Origin of the sequence: Xanthomonas hortorum pv. cynarae (assembly GCF_002939985.1) — a bacterium.
Classification (GTDB): Bacteria; Pseudomonadota; Gammaproteobacteria; order Xanthomonadales; family Xanthomonadaceae; genus Xanthomonas; species Xanthomonas hortorum_D.
In genome coordinates this window covers 1-15,560 of sequence record NZ_MDFM01000043.1, presented here as the reverse complement: position 1 = coordinate 15,560, position 15,560 = coordinate 1, and the positions used below count along the sequence as shown (strand labels likewise).

Here is a 15,560-nt window from a genome sequence, read left to right as displayed (position 1 = left end):
GTATAGTCTACCGCCATGACCCCCCGTTCCCACCGTGCTGCCCGGCGCTCGGACTGCGATCGCCGCATCCATGCGGCTGTGCATGCGCTGCTCGCCGAGCGCGGCATGCGGCTGAGCATGGACGCGGTGGCCGAGCGCGCCGGCTGCTCCAAGCAGACGCTCTATAGTTATTACGGTTGTAAAGAAAACCTGCTGCGCGATGTCCTTCAGGACCATGTGCATCTGGCCATGGTGCCGCTGGGTACCGCCTCTGGCGAGTTGCGCGAGGATCTGCTGGCCTTCGCGCTGGCCCATCTGGATCGCCTGAACCGCCCCGATGTGGTACAGACCTGTCGGTTGGTGGAAGCCGAGTCGCATCGGTTTCCCGATCAGTCGCAGCAGATCTTCCATGACGGAGTGGTCGGCATGCAGCAGCGCCTGGCGCATCGCTTCGAGCAGGCGATGGATGCCGGCCAGCTGCGCCATGACGATCCGCACTTCATGGCCGAACTGCTGTTGAGCATGATCGTCGGTCTGGATTTCGATCGGCAACGCTTTCAGGTTCCCCATCGCGCCGGCCTCCCCGCCAGGCAGCAGTGGGCGCACTTCGCTGTCGACACCTTCCTGCGCGCGTTCGCCACGGCTGCTGCCACGCCTTCGCTGTCCCCGCTTTCCTTTCTCGCTTCAAGACCCTAACGGAGTTCCTCCTGATGATTGCCCCGCTCCGCACACTCGGCCTGGCCTGTGCCATCACCGTGGCGCTCGCTGCCTGCAGCAAGCCCGAACAACAACAGGCGCCGCCGCCGCCGGAAGTGTCGGTGCTGGAAATGCAGCCGCAGACCCTGCCGCTGGAACGCGACCTGGTGGGCCGCCTGTCGGCGTACCGCTCGGCCGACGTGCGTGCGCGCGTCGACGGTGTGGTGCTCAAGCGCCTGTACACCGAAGGCACCGACGTCAAGGAAGGCCAGCGCTTGTTCGAAATCGACCCGATGCCGCTGCGCGCCACGCTGCTGCAGGCCCAGGGCCAGCTGGCCGCCGCCGAGGCGACCTATGCCAACGCCCAGATCGCCGCCAAGCGCGCGCGCAGCCTGGCACCGCAGCAATTCGTCTCGCGTGCCGATATCGACAACGCCGAGGCCACCGAGCGCTCGTCCGGCGCCAGCGTGCAGCAGGCGCGCGGTCTGGTCGAGTCCGCCCGCATCCAGCTCAGCTTCGCCAGCGTCACCTCGCCGATCACCGGCCGCGCCGGCATTCAGCGCGTCACCGAAGGTGCGCTGGTCGGCTCCGGTGAAGCGACCTTGCTGACCACGGTCGACCAGATCGACCCGCTGTACGTGAACTTTGCGATGAGCAGCGAAGAACTGGCCGCGCTGCGCCAGGCCCAGAGCAGCGGCAATGTGCAGCTCAGCGGCGATGGCAAATCCACCATCAATGTGGAACTGGGCAACGGCACGCAGTATCCGCATCCGGGTACCTTGGACGTCTCGGCGGTCACGGTCGACCCGAGCACCGGTGCGGTGTCGCTGCGTGCGACGCTGCCCAACCCGGAGCAGGCACTGTTGCCGGGTGCGTTCGTGACCTTCAAGGCCAGCCTGGGCCAGCGCAACAACGCGTATCTGGTCCCGCAGCAGGGCTTGCAACGTGACGCCCTGGGCGCCTTCGTGCTGGTGCTGGGCAAGGACGGCAAGGTGGCGCGCAAGAACCTCACCGTCGATGGCCAGCAAAAGGGCCAGTGGATCGTCACCGGCGGCGTGGCCCCCGGCGACCAGGTCATCGTCGATGGCGTGCAGAAGGCGAAGGAAGGCCAGCCGGCCAAGGGCGTAGCGTGGAATCCGAACAAGCCGGCGCAGGGCGGCCAGCCAGGTGCGCCAGGTGCAGCTCCGGCCGCAGCGCAGGGCGGCGACGCACCGGCAGCCGACAAGGCCGATGCAGCCGCACCCGCGGCGCAGCAGCAGCCCAAGCCGGATGCGGCGGCGCAGCCGGCCGACTCCCAGTCCAAGCAGCAGTGACGGAAACCGGACATGCCTAAGTTTTTTATTGAACACCCGATCTTTGCCTGGGTGGTGGCGATCCTGATCTCGCTTGCGGGCGTGATCTCGATCCTGAATCTGGGTATCGAGTCGTACCCCACGATCGCCCCGCCGCAGGTCACCGTCACCGCCAACTTCCCCGGCGCCAGCGCCGATACCTCCGAGAAAGCGGTGACCCAGGTCATCGAGCAGCAGCTCACCGGTATCGACCATCTGCTGTACTTCAACTCGTCCTCGGCCGCCAACGGCCGCGTCACCATCACCCTGACCTTCGAAACCGGCACCGACCCGGATATCGCGCAGGTGCAGGTGCAAAACAAGGTGTCGCTGGCCACGCCACGTCTGCCCTCGGAAGTCACTCAGCAGGGTGTGGTGGTGGCCAAGGCCAACGCCGGCTTCCTGATGGTGGCCGCGTTGCGCTCGGACAACCCGTCGATCGACCGCGATGCGCTCAACGACATCGTCGGTTCACGCGTGCTCGAGCAGATCTCGCGCGTGCCCGGCGTGGGCAGCACCAACCAGTTCGGCGCCGAGTACGCGATGAACATCTGGTTGAACCCGGAGAAGCTGCAGGGCTACAACCTGTCGGCCACCCAGGTGCTGACTGCGGTGCGTAACCAGAACGTGCAGTTCGCTGCCGGTTCGGTGGGCGCCGACCCGACCCCGGAAGGCATCAGCTTCACCGCCACCGTCTCGGCGGAAGGCCGCTTCAGCTCGCCGGACCAGTTCGAAAACATCATCCTGCGTACCGACAACAACGGTGCCACGGTGCGCTTGAAGGATGTCGCACGCGTCACCGTGGGGCCGAGCAACTACGGCTTCGACACCCAGTACAACGGCAAGCCCACCGGTGCGTTCGGTATCCAGCTGTTGCCGGGCGCCAACGCACTGAATGTGTCCGAGGCGGTCGGTGCCAAGCTCGACGAACTGCAACCGACCTTCCCGCAAGGCGTGACCTGGTTTGCGCCTTACGAGTCGACCACCTTCGTGCGCATTTCCATCGAGGAAGTGATCCACACGCTGGTGGAAGCCATCGTGCTGGTGTTCCTGGTGATGCTGCTGTTCCTGCAGAACTTCCGCGCCACCGTGATTCCCACGCTGGTGATTCCGGTCGCGCTGCTGGGCACGTTCTTTGGCATGTACATGATCGGCTTCACCATCAACCAGCTGACGCTGTTTGCGATGGTGCTGGCGATCGGCATCGTGGTGGATGACGCGATCGTGGTGATCGAGAACGTCGAACGCATCATGAGCGAGGAACATCTGGAGCCCAAGGCGGCCACGCAGAAGGCGATGACCCAGATCACCGGCGCGGTGGTGGCCATCACCGTGGTGCTGGCGGCGGTGTTCATTCCCTCCTCGCTGCAACCCGGCGCCTCGGGCGCGATCTACAAGCAGTTCGCGCTGACCATCGCCATGTCGATGGGTTTCTCCGCGTTCCTGGCGTTGAGTTTCACCCCGGCGCTGTGCGGCGCGTTCCTCAAGTCGACCCATTCGACCAAGAAGAACTGGATCTACCGCACCTTCGACAAGTACTACGACAAGCTGGCGCATCGCTATGTGGGCGTGGTCGGCAATACCCTCAAGCACTCGCCACCGTGGATGATCGTGTTCGTGGTGCTGGTGGTGTTGTGCGGCTTCCTGTTTACGCGCATGCCGGGCAGCTTCCTGCCGGAAGAAGATCAGGGCTTTGCGTTGGCCATCGTGCAGTTGCCGCCGGGCGCCACCAAGATCCGCACCAACGAGACCTTTGCGCAGATGCGTGCGGTACTGGAGAAGCAGCCGGCCGTGGAAGGCATGCTGCAGATCGCCGGCTTCAGCTTCCTGGGCTCGGGCGAAAACGTCGGCATGGGCTTCATCCGGCTCAAGCCGTGGGAAGAGCGCGATGTGACCGCAGAGGAGCTGATCAAGCAGCTCAACGGCATGTTCTACGGCATCAAGGGCGCGCAGATCTTTGTGGTCAACCTGCCCACCGTGCAGGGCCTTGGCCAGTTCGGCGGCTTCGACATGTGGCTGCAGGACCGCTCCGGCGCAGGCCAGCAAGCCTTGACCCAGGCGCGCAATATCGTGCTGGGCAAGGCGGCGGAAAAGCAGGACACCATGGTGGGCGTGCGCCCGAACGGCCTGGAAGACGCGCCGCAGCTGCAGCTGTCGGTGGACCGTGTGCAGGCGCAGTCGATGGGCCTGGAAGTCAGCGATATCTACAGCTCGATCCAGCTGATGCTGGCGCCTGTGTACATCAACGACTACTTCTCCGAAGGCCGCATCAAGCGCGTCAACATCCGTGCCGACGACCAGTTCCGTACCGGCCCCGAGTCGCTGCGCAGCTTCTTCAGCCCCAGTGCGACAGCCGTCGGTGCCGATGGGCAGCCGGGAATGATTCCGCTGAGCAATGTGGTCAAGGCCGATTGGACCTACGCCTCGCCGGCACTGAACCGCTACAACGGCTATTCGGCGGTGAACATTGTCGGCAACCCAGCTCCGGGCGGCAGCTCCGGCCAGGCGATGACGGCAATGGAGGAGATCGTCAACAACGATCTGCCGCCGGGCTTCGGCTTCGACTGGAGCGGCATGTCGTACCAGGAAATCATTGCCGGTAACGCGGCCACGCTGTTGCTCGCGTTGTCGGTGGTGGTGGTGTTCCTGTGCCTGGCCGCACTGTACGAAAGCTGGTCGATTCCGGTGGCGGTGCTGATGGTGGTGCCGATCGGTGTGCTGGGTGCGATCGTCTTCTCGATGCTGCGTGGCCTGCCCAACGATCTGTACTTCAAGATCGGCATGATCACGGTGATCGGTCTGGCGGCGAAGAACGCGATCCTGATCGTGGAGTTCGCAGTGGAGCAGCGTGCGGCGGGCAAGACCCTGCGCGATGCGACGATGGAAGCGGCACATCTGCGCTTCCGCCCGATTCTGATGACCTCGTTCGCCTTCATCCTGGGCGTGCTGCCGCTGGCCATCTCCACCGGTGCCGGCGCCAACTCGCGTCACTCCATCGGTACCGGCGTGATCGGCGGCATGGTGTTCGCCACCGTGCTCGGCGTGATCTTCATCCCGCTGTTCTTCGTGGTGGTGCGCCGCATGCTGGGCGACAAGCTGGACGAGCAATCCAAGGAATACGTCGCGGCACAAGGCGACGCTGGATCGCATCGTCCGGATCGCTGAGTCAGGCGTTCGCTGTAAACCAAAAAGCCCCGGCACTGCCGGGGCTTTTTTTGTGTGCTGTAGCGACGAAACGCAATACCCCGTAGGAGCGCACCTGGGCGCGATGGGGCTTTACCGGTAAGGCCCGTCGCGCCCGGGTGCGCTCCTACGGGGTGGCAGGGATTGGTGTCATGGCGCGCCCAGGCAAGACCCGCACCACGTGCCGGCTGTTGACCAACACGCACAGCGCGGTCTGCGACAAACGCCACGCCGTTGTAGGAGCGCCCTTGGGCGCGATGGGCTCTATCGGTAGAGCCCATCGCGCCCCAGGGCGCTCCTACGAGGGCGGCTAGGCGCGCGGACGTGCGCCGGTGGAGCCACGCACCACGCAACGGCCGGTCATCACCAGGCGGCGAATCGGCAACTGCGGCGATTTGAGCCGTTCCAGCAGCAGCGACATCGCCGCGCGGCCCATGTCCTCGACCGGCTGCTCGACCACGGTGATGCCTGGCTCGACCAGATCGGTCCAGCGCTCGTTGTCGAAGCCGGCCAGGGCCAGGTCGTCGGGGATGCGCAGGCCGGCGGTGCGGGCGGCCTTGAGCACGCCCATCAACAGCAGGCTGTTACTGGTGACGATGGCTTCTGGCCTGTCTGCACTTGCCAACCATTGGCCGACTTCGGCAATCGCCGCTTCGGCGGTGGGCGCCACTTCGCGGTAGGCCGGCGTCAGTCCTTGCGCGCCCATCGCGGCCAGATAGCCGTTGCGGCGCTCGGTCGCGGTGGTACTGGTGCCGAACAACCCGCCGATGCGTCGATACCCCTGCGCCTGCAGATGCGCGACCAGTTCGCCCATCGCTGCGGCGTTATCCAGCACCACGCTGTCGTAGCGGCTGCCGGGGCCGGCGCGGTCCACCAGCACGGTCGGGTAATCCAGCGCGAGTTCGTGCATGCGCCCGACCGTGCTGCGGGTCGGCGCGAAGATCAGCCCGGTGATGCGTTCTTCCTGCATCAATTGCAGGTACAGCGCCTCGCGCTCGGGGTCTTCGTCGGTATTGCACAGGGTCACGCGCATGCCGGCGCGGTAGGCCACCTCCTCCACCGCGCGGATCAGCGCGGTGAAGTACGGGTTGCGGATGTCGGCCACGATCACCCCCAGGATGCCGGACTGCTGGGAGCGCAGGCGCCGCGCCATCAGGTTGGGCCGGTAGCCGGTCTGGCGCACCGCCGCCTCGACCTTGGCCCGCACCTCCTCGCTCACCGGGCCGGTGCCCAGCGCGCGCGAGACGGTGGATTTTGACACTCCGGCCACCCGGGCCACGTCGTTGATGCTGATGCTCACTGGGACATACTCACTGGGACCGTTCCCGCTCCATTTGGCGCACCTTGACCCAGGCGCTGCGTCGGATTCGATGCTAACCCGAAAGCACTACAGCGCTTTTGTGCAGTGCACATTGACCTGAGTGTGGGAACGTTCCCACACTACTGCCCAGCCCGTTCCTACTCCCCGGAGTCCGTCTTGTCCTCTCCGTCGCCAGCCGCCCCCGTCACTCCCGAACTCGTACGCCTGCGTGCGCATGCCCGCGACAAGGACGACGCCATCGCCCAGGCGGCCCAGCTGCTGGTCGCAGCCGGCTGCGTTGCGCCGGGCTATGACGCCAGCATGCGGCGCCGCGAAGGCCTGGCGAATACCTTCCTCGGCCACGGACTGGCGATCCCGCACGGGGTTGGCGAAGACCGCCATCTGGTGCGCCGCGACGGTATCGCGGTGCTGCAGTTGCCCGAGGGTGTGGAATGGAACCCGGGCCAGATCACCCGGCTGGTGGTCGGCATCGCCGCCCAGTCCGACACCCACATCACCCTGCTGCGCCGGCTGACCCGCCTGATTCAGGACCCGGCCCAGCTGGAAGCGCTGTTCACCACCGACGACCCCGGCGTGATCGTGGCCGCGCTCACCGGCGACCGCGCGCCCGACAGCAGCGCTGCGCCAGCCACCGATCTGGCAGAAAAATTTGACTGGACCATCGCCTACCCCAGCGGCCTGCATGCACGCCCGGCGACCCGTTGGGCCGAGACCGCACGCGGCTTCTCTGCGCGTGCGCAAGTGCGTGCAGGCGATCAGGCGGCCGATGCCAAGAGCCTGGTCGGCCTGTTGCAGCTCGGTCTGCGTGCCGGCGACAGCATCACCGTGTCGGCCGAAGGCACCGATGCAGGCGCGCTGCTCAAGCGCCTGCGTGCGGTGATGGACAGCTTGACCGCGCAGGAAAAGGCCGATGCCGAACGCGCCGCGCAACGCCGCGCCGCCCCGGTCATCGGCTGGACCCCGCCACAGGCGCAGCCGGCCATCGTCGGCATCGGCGCCAGCCCGGGCGTGGCAATCGGCATCGTGCATCGCCTGCGTGCGGCGCAGACCGAGGTCGTCGATCAACCGGTGGGCCTGGGCGATGGCGGCGCATTGCTGCACGACGCGCTGACCCGCACCCGCCAGCAGCTGGCGGCGATCCAGGACGACACCCAGCGCCGGCTCGGCGCCTCGGACGCGGCGATCTTCAAGGCCCAGGCCGAGCTGCTCAACGACACCGACCTGATCACCCGCACCTGCCAGCTGATGGTCGAAGGCCATGGCGTGGCGTGGTCGTGGCATCAGGCGGTGGAACAGATCGCCTCCGGCCTGGCCGCACTCGGCAACCCGGTGCTGGCCGGCCGCGCCGCCGATCTGCGTGATGTCGGCCGCCGCGTGCTGGCCCAGCTCGACCCGGCCGCCGCCGGCGCCGGCCTGACCGACCTGCCCGACCAGCCCTGCATCCTGCTCGCCAGCGACCTGTCGCCGTCGGACACCGCCAACCTGGACACCGAGCGCGTGCTCGGCCTGGCCACCGCACAAGGCGGGCCGACCTCGCATACCGCGATCCTGTCGCGCACGCTCGGCCTGCCGGCGCTGGTCGCGGCTGGCGGCCAGTTGCTGGATATCGAAGACGGCGTCACCGCCATCATCGACGGCAGCAGCGGGCGGCTGTACATCAACCCGTCCGAACTGGATCTGGACGCGGCGCGTACGCATATCGCCGAGCAGCAGGCCATCCGCGAGCGCGAGGCCGCGCAGCGGGCATTGCCTGCCGAAACCACCGACGGCCACCACATCGACATCGGCGCCAACGTCAACCTGCCCGACCAGGTCGCGATGGCGCTAGCCCAGGGCGCCGAAGGCGTCGGCCTGATGCGCACCGAGTTCCTGTTTCTGGAAAGCGGCCGCACCCCCAGCGAAGACGAACAACACGCTACCTACCTGGCAATGGCGCAGGCACTGGAAGGCCGCCCGCTGATCGTGCGTGCGCTGGATATCGGTGGCGATAAACAAGTGGCGCATCTGGAACTGCCGCACGAAGAAAACCCGTTCCTGGGCGTGCGCGGTGCGCGCCTGCTGCTGCGTCGCCCCGACCTGCTCGAACCGCAACTGCGTGCGCTTTATCGCGCTGCAAAAGATGGTGCGCGGCTGTCGATCATGTTCCCGATGATCACCTCGGTACCGGAGCTGATCGCCTTGCGCGAGATCTGCGCACGCATCCGCGCCGAGCTGGACGCACCGGAAGTGCCGATCGGCATCATGATTGAAGTGCCCGCCGCCGCCGCGCAGGCAGACGTGCTGGCGCGGCATGCGGATTTCTTCTCGATCGGCACCAATGACCTGACTCAATACGTTCTGGCGATCGACCGCCAGAACCCGGAGCTCGCCGCCGAAGCCGACAGCCTGCATCCGGCAGTGCTGCGCATGATTCACAGCACTATCGAAGGTGCGCGCAAACACGGGCGTTGGGTCGGCGTGTGCGGCGGCCTGGCCGGCGATGCGTTCGGCGCCAGCCTGCTGGCCGGGTTGGGCGTGCAGGAACTGTCGATGACGCCCAACGACATCCCGGCTGTGAAGGCACGCCTGCGCGGCACCGCGCTGAGCACCTTGCAGCAGCTGGCCGAGCAGGCGTTGGACTGCGAGACCGCAGAGCAGGTGCGCGCGCTTGAAGTCAAACGCGAGGACCAGGCATGAGCCTGCAGGCCATCACCGTCACGCTGAATCCGGCGATCGACCAGACCATCCAGCTCGAGCACTTGCAGCCGGGCGCGGTGCATCGCGCCAGCAGCGTGCGCAACGACGCCGGCGGCAAGGGCATCAACGTGGCCGCCTGCCTGGCCGATTGGGGCGCTGAGGTCGCCGCGCTCGGCGTGCTCGGGGTCGGCAATGCCGGCGTGTTCGAGGCGCTGTTCCGCGAACGCGGCATCACCGATCACTGCCAACGCGTGGCCGGCGAGACCCGCACCAATCTCAAGCTGGTCGAAGCGCGCAGCAACGACACCACCGACATCAACCTGCCCGGCCTGCGCCTGGGCCAGCCGCATCTGCAGGGCGTGGCCGATCAGCTCGCTCCGCTGCTGCGCCCCGGCCTGCCGGTGGTGTTGTCCGGCAGCCTGCCGGCCGGCCTGCCGGACGACAGCTGGGCGCAGTTGCAAGCGCAGGCCAGCGCCGCCGGCGCGCGCGTACTGCTGGATACCAGTGGTGCGCCACTGGTGGCCGCACTCAATGCCGCACGCGAAGCGCTGCCTTACGCAGTCAAGCCGAACCGGCACGAACTCGAAGCCTGGACCGGCCGCCCGCTGAGCGATCGCGCCGCGCTCAGCGCCGCCGCGCACGAATTGATCGCACGCGGTATCCAGCTGGTGGTCATTTCGATGGGTACCGAGGGCGCCTTGTTCGTGCAGCGCGACCAGCGCCTGATTGCGCGGCCGCCGCGGCTGGCACAGGGCAGCAGCGTGGGCGCCGGTGACGCGATGGTGGCCGGCCTGGCCGCCGCGCTGCTGGATGCGGCCACCGATCTGGAGCAGTGCGCGCGGTTGGCCACGGCATTTTCGATGTGCCGTCTGGAAAGCGGCGACGCGCGCAGGCTCAGCGCCGACGGCGTGCGCCGTGCTGCGGCCGACGTCGTGATCGAGACGCTGTCGTGAGCGCTGCCTTGCACTTGCCGGCGACCGCCACGCAGGTCTGCGCGCGTCATTCCGGCTGGCGTCATCCCGGCACACGTCACCCGCACGCGTAACGCCCACATTCCCCCCGCCGGCCTCACCGGCGACCGCAATACAGCAGGAGTTTTGCCATGTCCTCTTCCATCGTGGTCATCGCCGCCGGCGAACGCAGTACCGAAGCCGTTCTGGCGGCCGAAGCGCTGCGCCGCGCGGCCACCGCCGCCGGGCGCAGCGTGACGATCGAAATCCGCAGCGACCAGGGCGTGCTCGGCGCACTGCCGACCGAGCTGACCAACGGCGCCGCGCACGTCCTGATCGTCGGCGATGCCGATGCCGACACCGCGCGTTTCGGCGACACGCAACTGCTGCATCTGAGCCTGGGCGCGGTACTGGACGACCCGGCCGCCGCCGTCAGCCAGCTCGCTGCCACCACCGCACCAGCCAGCACATCGGCAACGACCGACGCATCCGGCGCAGGCGGCAAGCGCATCGTTGCGATCACCTCCTGCCCCACCGGCATCGCGCACACCTTCATGGCCGCCGAAGGCCTGCAGCAGGCGGCCAAGAAGCTCGGCTACCAGATGCGCGTGGAAACGCAGGGGTCGGTGGGCGCGCAGGACGCATTGACCGACGAGGAAATCCGCGCGGCCGACGTGGTCATCATCGCTGCCGACCGCGAAGTGGACCTGGCCCGTTTCGGTGGCAAGCGGCTGTTCAAGAGCGGCACCAAGCCGGCGATCAACGATGGCCCAGCGCTCATCCAGAAAGCCCTGGCCGAGGCCGGCATGCATGGCGGCGCAGCTCCGGTTGCGGGCGCCAACGCCACCTCGGACGCCAAGGGCAATGCCCGCACCGGCGCCTACAAGCACCTGATGACCGGCGTCTCGTTCATGCTGCCGTTCGTCACCGCCGGCGGCCTGTTGATCGCGCTGGCCTTCGCGCTCGGCGGCATCTATGCCGGCGACGACGCGCACCAGGGCACGCTGGCCTGGTCGCTGTTCCAGATCGGCGCCAAGGCCGGCTTCACCTTGATGGTGCCCGCGCTGGCCGGCTACATCGCCTACTCCATCGCCGACCGCCCCGGCATTGCGCCCGGCATGATCGGCGGGCTGGTCGCGGCCAATCTCAATGCGGGCTTCCTCGGCGGCATCATTGCCGGCTTCATCGCCGGCTACGGCGTGGCCGCGCTCAACCGCTACATCCGCCTGCCGCGCAACCTGGAAGGGCTCAAGCCGGTGCTGATCCTGCCGGTGCTGGGCACGCTGCTGGTCGGCCTGGCGATGATGTACGTGTTCGGGCAACCGGTGGCCGACCTGCTGGCCTGGCTCACCGCCTGGCTGCGCGGCATGCAGGGCAGCAGCGCGCTGCTGCTGGGTCTGTTGCTCGGCGGCATGATGGCCTTCGACATGGGCGGGCCGGTCAACAAGGCCGCCTATGCGTTTTCCACAGGCCTGATCGCCAGCCAGGTCTACACCCCGATGGCGGCCGCCATGGTGGCCGGTATGACCCCGCCGCTGGGCATCGCGCTGGCCACCTGGGTGTTCCGCAACCGCTTCACCGTGGAAGAGCGCGGCTCGGCCACTGCCGCTGGCGTGCTCGGGCTGGCCTTCGTCACCGAAGGGGCGATTCCGTATGCCGCACGCGACCCGCTGCGCACCATCCCGGCGCTGGTGATCGGCTCCGCCGTGGCCGGCGCGATCTCGATGACCGCCGGCGCCGAGTTGAAGGCACCGCATGGCGGCATCTTCGTGCTGCTGATCCCTAACGCAGTGACCCACCTGCTCAATTACGTACTGGCCCTGGTGGTCGGCGTGGTGGTCACCGCAGTGGCACTGCGCCTGCTCAAGAAGCCGGTGGCCGACGTCGTCGCCTGACGTTCTGCAGCCCTGCCCCGACCAATTCCACACCGCGCATCCGGCGCATCTGATCGCTGATCTGCGTCACCCCTGACTGGTTTCACCGCTGAGCTGCGCACCTTCGTGCGCGGCCAGCGGCTTGCCCATCCCTTAGCTGTCGCGTTCGCCACCTCGGCCACGCCCTCTTTGTTCGGAGTCCTGCCATGACCGCCTTCGCCCCCCGCCATGCCCGTCCCCGCCTGCTGTGCCTCTCGCTGGCACTGGCGCTGACCCCGCTCGCCCACGCGCAGGATGCCGCCGATGCCTTCAAGCTCAAGCTGGGTTACACCGGCGAAGCGGCCTCGATGATCGACGGCGGGCGCAAGAACGGCGATGCCTACGCCGGCCAGCTGATGGTCGGCACCGATGTCGACATGGACCGCCTGTTCGGCTGGGGCGGTGCCACGGTCAAGCTGTACGTCACCAACCGCCACGGCACCAACCTGTCCAACAGCAGCATCGGCAACAGCACCTCGGTGCAGGAAATCTACGGCGGCCAGGGCACGCGGCTGGCCAACTTCACCCTGCTGCAAAAACTCTTCAACGACCGCCTGGAACTGGAAGCCGGCCGCAGCGTGGCCAACATTCACTTCCTCGGCTCGGACCTGTGCCAGTACTTCCAGGGCAACTCGGCCTGCGGCAACCCCACCTTCGTGTTCCGCACCAGCAACTTCACCTACTGGCCGGTCTCCAGCTGGGCAGCGCATGCCACCGCCTGGATCACGCCCAAGGTCTATGTGCATGTGGGTGCCTATGAAGTGAACCCGGTGCAGGCCCAGGACGGCCAGCACGGCCTGAAGTGGAACACCGACGACACCACCGGCGTGGTGGTGCCGTACGCGGTCGGCTACAAGAACAAGGGCGGCGACGGCAGCATGGCCGCGATGTACGAACTCGGCGGCTGGCAGGACAACTCCGACTACACCGACCCGCTGCGCGACCGCAACGGCAACCCGGCCGTGCTCAGCGGCCTCGGCTACGAAAACAAGCAGGGCCGCTCGGGCCTGTTCGCCCGCTTCGAACAACAGGTCACCAACCCCGACCCGTCCGGCACCCGCGGCCTGACCGTGTTCGGCGCCATCCTCAAGAGCACCGGCGGCCAGGCGATCGAAGACCACTTCGTGCAACTGGGCCTGGTGCAGAAAGGCACCTTCGCCAGCCGCCCGCAGGACAACATCGCCTTCGTGATCACGCAACAGAAGTACAGCGACGAAGCGATCGAAAACCTGCGCCTGGCCCGCGCCTCGGCCGGCGGCACCGGCACCCCGGCCGACAACCAGATCATGATGGAGCTCAGCTACGGCATCCAGGTCACCAAGCGCCTGCGCATCGCGCCGAACCTGCATTACGTGATCAACCCGGACCAGTTCAACGAGCCGACCCGCACCAACGACCTGAAGAACGCATTGATCGCGGGCATGCGGATCGACTGGAATCTGTGACCCGTAGAGAAGCTGCGCGCGTTGCGCGCATCATTGGCGGGCACCACCGCCTGAAATGAGTGGCGGGTGCGTTGCATCTGACTGCAGTGCAACGCATTGCGTCGATTCGGTTGGCCTGGGCATTCGCCGGTAGCCGACGGAGTTCGATGAGCCGCGTAGTCGCGCGACCGCACGCGATGTGGCTTTTTCGGCCGCCCCTGTCGCGCGCAAGCCAGTCACTGTAATGACGACGTCGCATCATTGCGAATCTGATGTCGCACGCAGATTGATCGCTCTGTATTGCCTTTGGTTGCCGTAACGCGGCCCATTCTTCTCCAAGGTGGCACAGAGCCGGCCTTCGCCACAGGGCGCCAGATCGGCACGCGACACGCGATCCAGGTAGTCGATGGAAGCTCGAAGCTGTGCGAGTTCGGTTCGCTTTTCGTTGATGATGCCAACCGAGTAGGCCACCGCACCCAGCCCTAGCACGCCCGCCACGAGCATCGTGGCGGATGCGATTCCCATGCGCGGCGTGTGGCGACCTGCTCCTGGGCCTCCTGCTGGGCCTACGCTTCCAGGAAATCATTGCCTTTTTTCAACAACGCCTGCGTGGCTGCGCTGTTGGCCACACGATTTAGCGCCTGCTCAATCGCCAACTCGTTCTTGCTGCCGAGCGCGTAGAGCACCTCGTCCACATCCGGGTCGCCGGTGATGGATTTCCGCTCGGTTTGCGAAGAATGGTCTGGCCCATCCCCTCCCCCTGGACCGGTGGAGCGCTGAGCTAGGGGTGGAAAGGCATCGGTTTGCTCAGCCGCTTCACTGGGAGAGCGCTGGCCTTGTTCGTGCGCGCTGAATGCATCAATGCTCCCACTCTCCTGGTCCCGCGCGCCGTCGCGAACGAAGGGATAGGGTTCTCCGCGCTCGCGATACTCCTTCCATTCTTGATGGAAACGTTCGTGTTCCCGATCCGCCGCCTCAATTTCCTGTTGCAGTTGACGCAACGACCACATGGTCTCTTCCAGGAACAGTGAGCCGCCCGGGTCTGCGGCGCTGCGATCCTGCGCCAGGGTTGATTGCGTCTGTTGGTTTTCTGCGTCAGCAGACTCGACGGGCACGCGAGTGTCGGCACTGCTTGCCAATGACTGCTCACGCGCTTGCGCGAAGTGTTCTGGGGGCAGCACCGGCGCACCATGATCAGCGAGCAAGGCGTTTGAAGGACGGGGCTGTTCGGCCTCGGCTTCTCGCTCAGGCGTAGCAGACGGTGTGGAAAGCGCTGCAATCAACGGTTCTGCTGTCGCAGGAACTGTTGGTGCCATGACGCGAACCGGATCCGCACCCTGCTCACGCGCCACGTCTTGCTGACGGATCGAAGCTTGCTCTATCTCCGCCGGCTGCATTTGCACATGGCGATACAGCGCCGGGGACACCGCATCGGCCTGCACGCTTTGCACAGGTTCGTCGCCGGATTCCCGGCCCCCAGAGGGAGGCACTTGGAGGTGCGCAGCATCGCGACTCTCCAACGCATGCCTTTCCAGCGCGCGTGCCGCTTCTTGTGCTTGATGCGGCTGCGCGTCGCCTGAACCAGGTGCCTGCATCGTGGGTCAGGTGTGGAGTGAGCCGGATGTTCGCCTGCCTGTTGGTTCTCGGCCACTGACTGTCGACGCGCGTCTTCCTGCTGCAACTGAGGAGGCGTTGTTTGCTGAGTCAGCGCGAGCTCCGTTGCATGCAGCTGAGGGTCCGGTTGCTGTGAAGCTTGCTGACTGAGGGCTTGCTGCTGCGCTAGCTGAGCCTGACGCTCCTTGACCTCAACCTGGCTGGATTCTTGAGCTTGGCGGTCTAGTTGCTGTTCCCGCTGCTGGTTGTCCTGGGCTTGGCGCTCCTGCGCCTGACGTTGCTGGACATCCCTCTCCTCATGCTCCTGCAGCTCGCGTTGCTGGCTGGTCTGTGCTTGCCGCTCCTGTAATTGGCGCTCTTCTAGGGCCTGTTAACACATCCGAAGCTCATCAACGACTAGGACGAAGCTGAGGAATCCAAGGAACATGACATCTAGCTTCTCGAAGCGCGAGAAAATCCGGCGGTAGCCTTTC

At 66.4% G+C, this 15,560-nt stretch carries 8 protein-coding genes and 3 pseudogenes; 7 read left to right on the top strand and 4 right to left on the bottom strand.

Features of this window, described 5'->3' with window-relative positions:
* Nucleotides 1-15: 15 nt before the first annotated feature.
* From XcyCFBP4188_RS20430 to XcyCFBP4188_RS20420, 3 genes are read left to right on the top strand one after another with little or no spacing between them, the layout of a single operon-like run.
* The gene (locus XcyCFBP4188_RS20430; RefSeq protein WP_104592757.1) at nt 16-675 is read left to right on the top strand and encodes a TetR/AcrR family transcriptional regulator; all 660 of its coding nucleotides are present in this window, start codon (nt 16-18) and stop codon (nt 673-675) included.
* A 14-nt stretch (nt 676-689) separates the two neighbouring features.
* Entirely contained in the window at nt 690-1,988 is a 1,299-nt protein-coding gene (locus XcyCFBP4188_RS20425) for an efflux RND transporter periplasmic adaptor subunit (RefSeq protein WP_006450324.1), read from the top strand.
* A gap of 12 nt (nt 1,989-2,000) precedes the next feature.
* Nucleotides 2,001-5,171 (top strand): multidrug efflux RND transporter permease subunit, encoded by a 3,171-nt coding sequence (locus XcyCFBP4188_RS20420; protein WP_046932483.1) that lies wholly within the window; start codon nt 2,001-2,003, stop codon nt 5,169-5,171.
* A 328-nt stretch (nt 5,172-5,499) separates the two neighbouring features.
* Here XcyCFBP4188_RS20420 and XcyCFBP4188_RS20415 read toward each other — a convergent pair whose 3' ends face one another.
* A complete protein-coding gene (locus XcyCFBP4188_RS20415) occupies nt 5,500-6,489 on the bottom strand; it encodes a LacI family DNA-binding transcriptional regulator (protein ID WP_074057280.1) in 990 nt (329 codons plus the stop codon).
* A gap of 177 nt (nt 6,490-6,666) precedes the next feature.
* Here XcyCFBP4188_RS20415 and ptsP point away from each other — a divergent pair, with 177 nt between their 5' ends.
* The 4 genes from ptsP (at nt 6,667) to XcyCFBP4188_RS20395 (ending at nt 13,494) form a co-directional block, all read left to right on the top strand.
* Complete coding sequence (ptsP, locus tag XcyCFBP4188_RS20410) at nt 6,667-9,186, top strand: phosphoenolpyruvate--protein phosphotransferase (protein ID WP_104592756.1); 2,520 nt, start codon at nt 6,667-6,669, stop codon at nt 9,184-9,186.
* Nucleotides 9,183-10,139 (top strand): 1-phosphofructokinase, encoded by a 957-nt coding sequence (pfkB, locus tag XcyCFBP4188_RS20405; protein WP_104592755.1) that lies wholly within the window; start codon nt 9,183-9,185, stop codon nt 10,137-10,139. Before ptsP ends, pfkB begins: the two co-directional genes overlap by 4 nt.
* 149 nt (nt 10,140-10,288) lie before the next feature.
* Nucleotides 10,289-12,031: a PTS fructose transporter subunit IIC gene (locus XcyCFBP4188_RS20400; RefSeq protein ID WP_104592754.1), complete on the top strand. Its 1,743-nt coding sequence runs from the start codon at nt 10,289-10,291 to the stop codon at nt 12,029-12,031.
* Between the two features lie 185 nt (nt 12,032-12,216).
* Nucleotides 12,217-13,494 (top strand): carbohydrate porin, encoded by a 1,278-nt coding sequence (locus XcyCFBP4188_RS20395; RefSeq protein WP_006452745.1) that lies wholly within the window; start codon nt 12,217-12,219, stop codon nt 13,492-13,494.
* 237 nt (nt 13,495-13,731) lie between these two features.
* Here XcyCFBP4188_RS20395 and XcyCFBP4188_RS20390 read toward each other — a convergent pair.
* The 3 pseudogenes from XcyCFBP4188_RS20390 to XcyCFBP4188_RS20380 all read right to left on the bottom strand — a co-directional run.
* Nucleotides 13,732-14,001, bottom strand: a pseudogene (locus XcyCFBP4188_RS20390) (hypothetical protein); the annotation flags it as partial.
* A gap of 41 nt (nt 14,002-14,042) precedes the next feature.
* Nucleotides 14,043-15,451, bottom strand: a pseudogene (locus XcyCFBP4188_RS20385) (hypothetical protein); the annotation flags it as partial.
* A gap of 6 nt (nt 15,452-15,457) precedes the next feature.
* Nucleotides 15,458-15,560, bottom strand: a pseudogene (locus tag XcyCFBP4188_RS20380) (IS5-like element ISCARN85 family transposase); the annotation flags it as partial.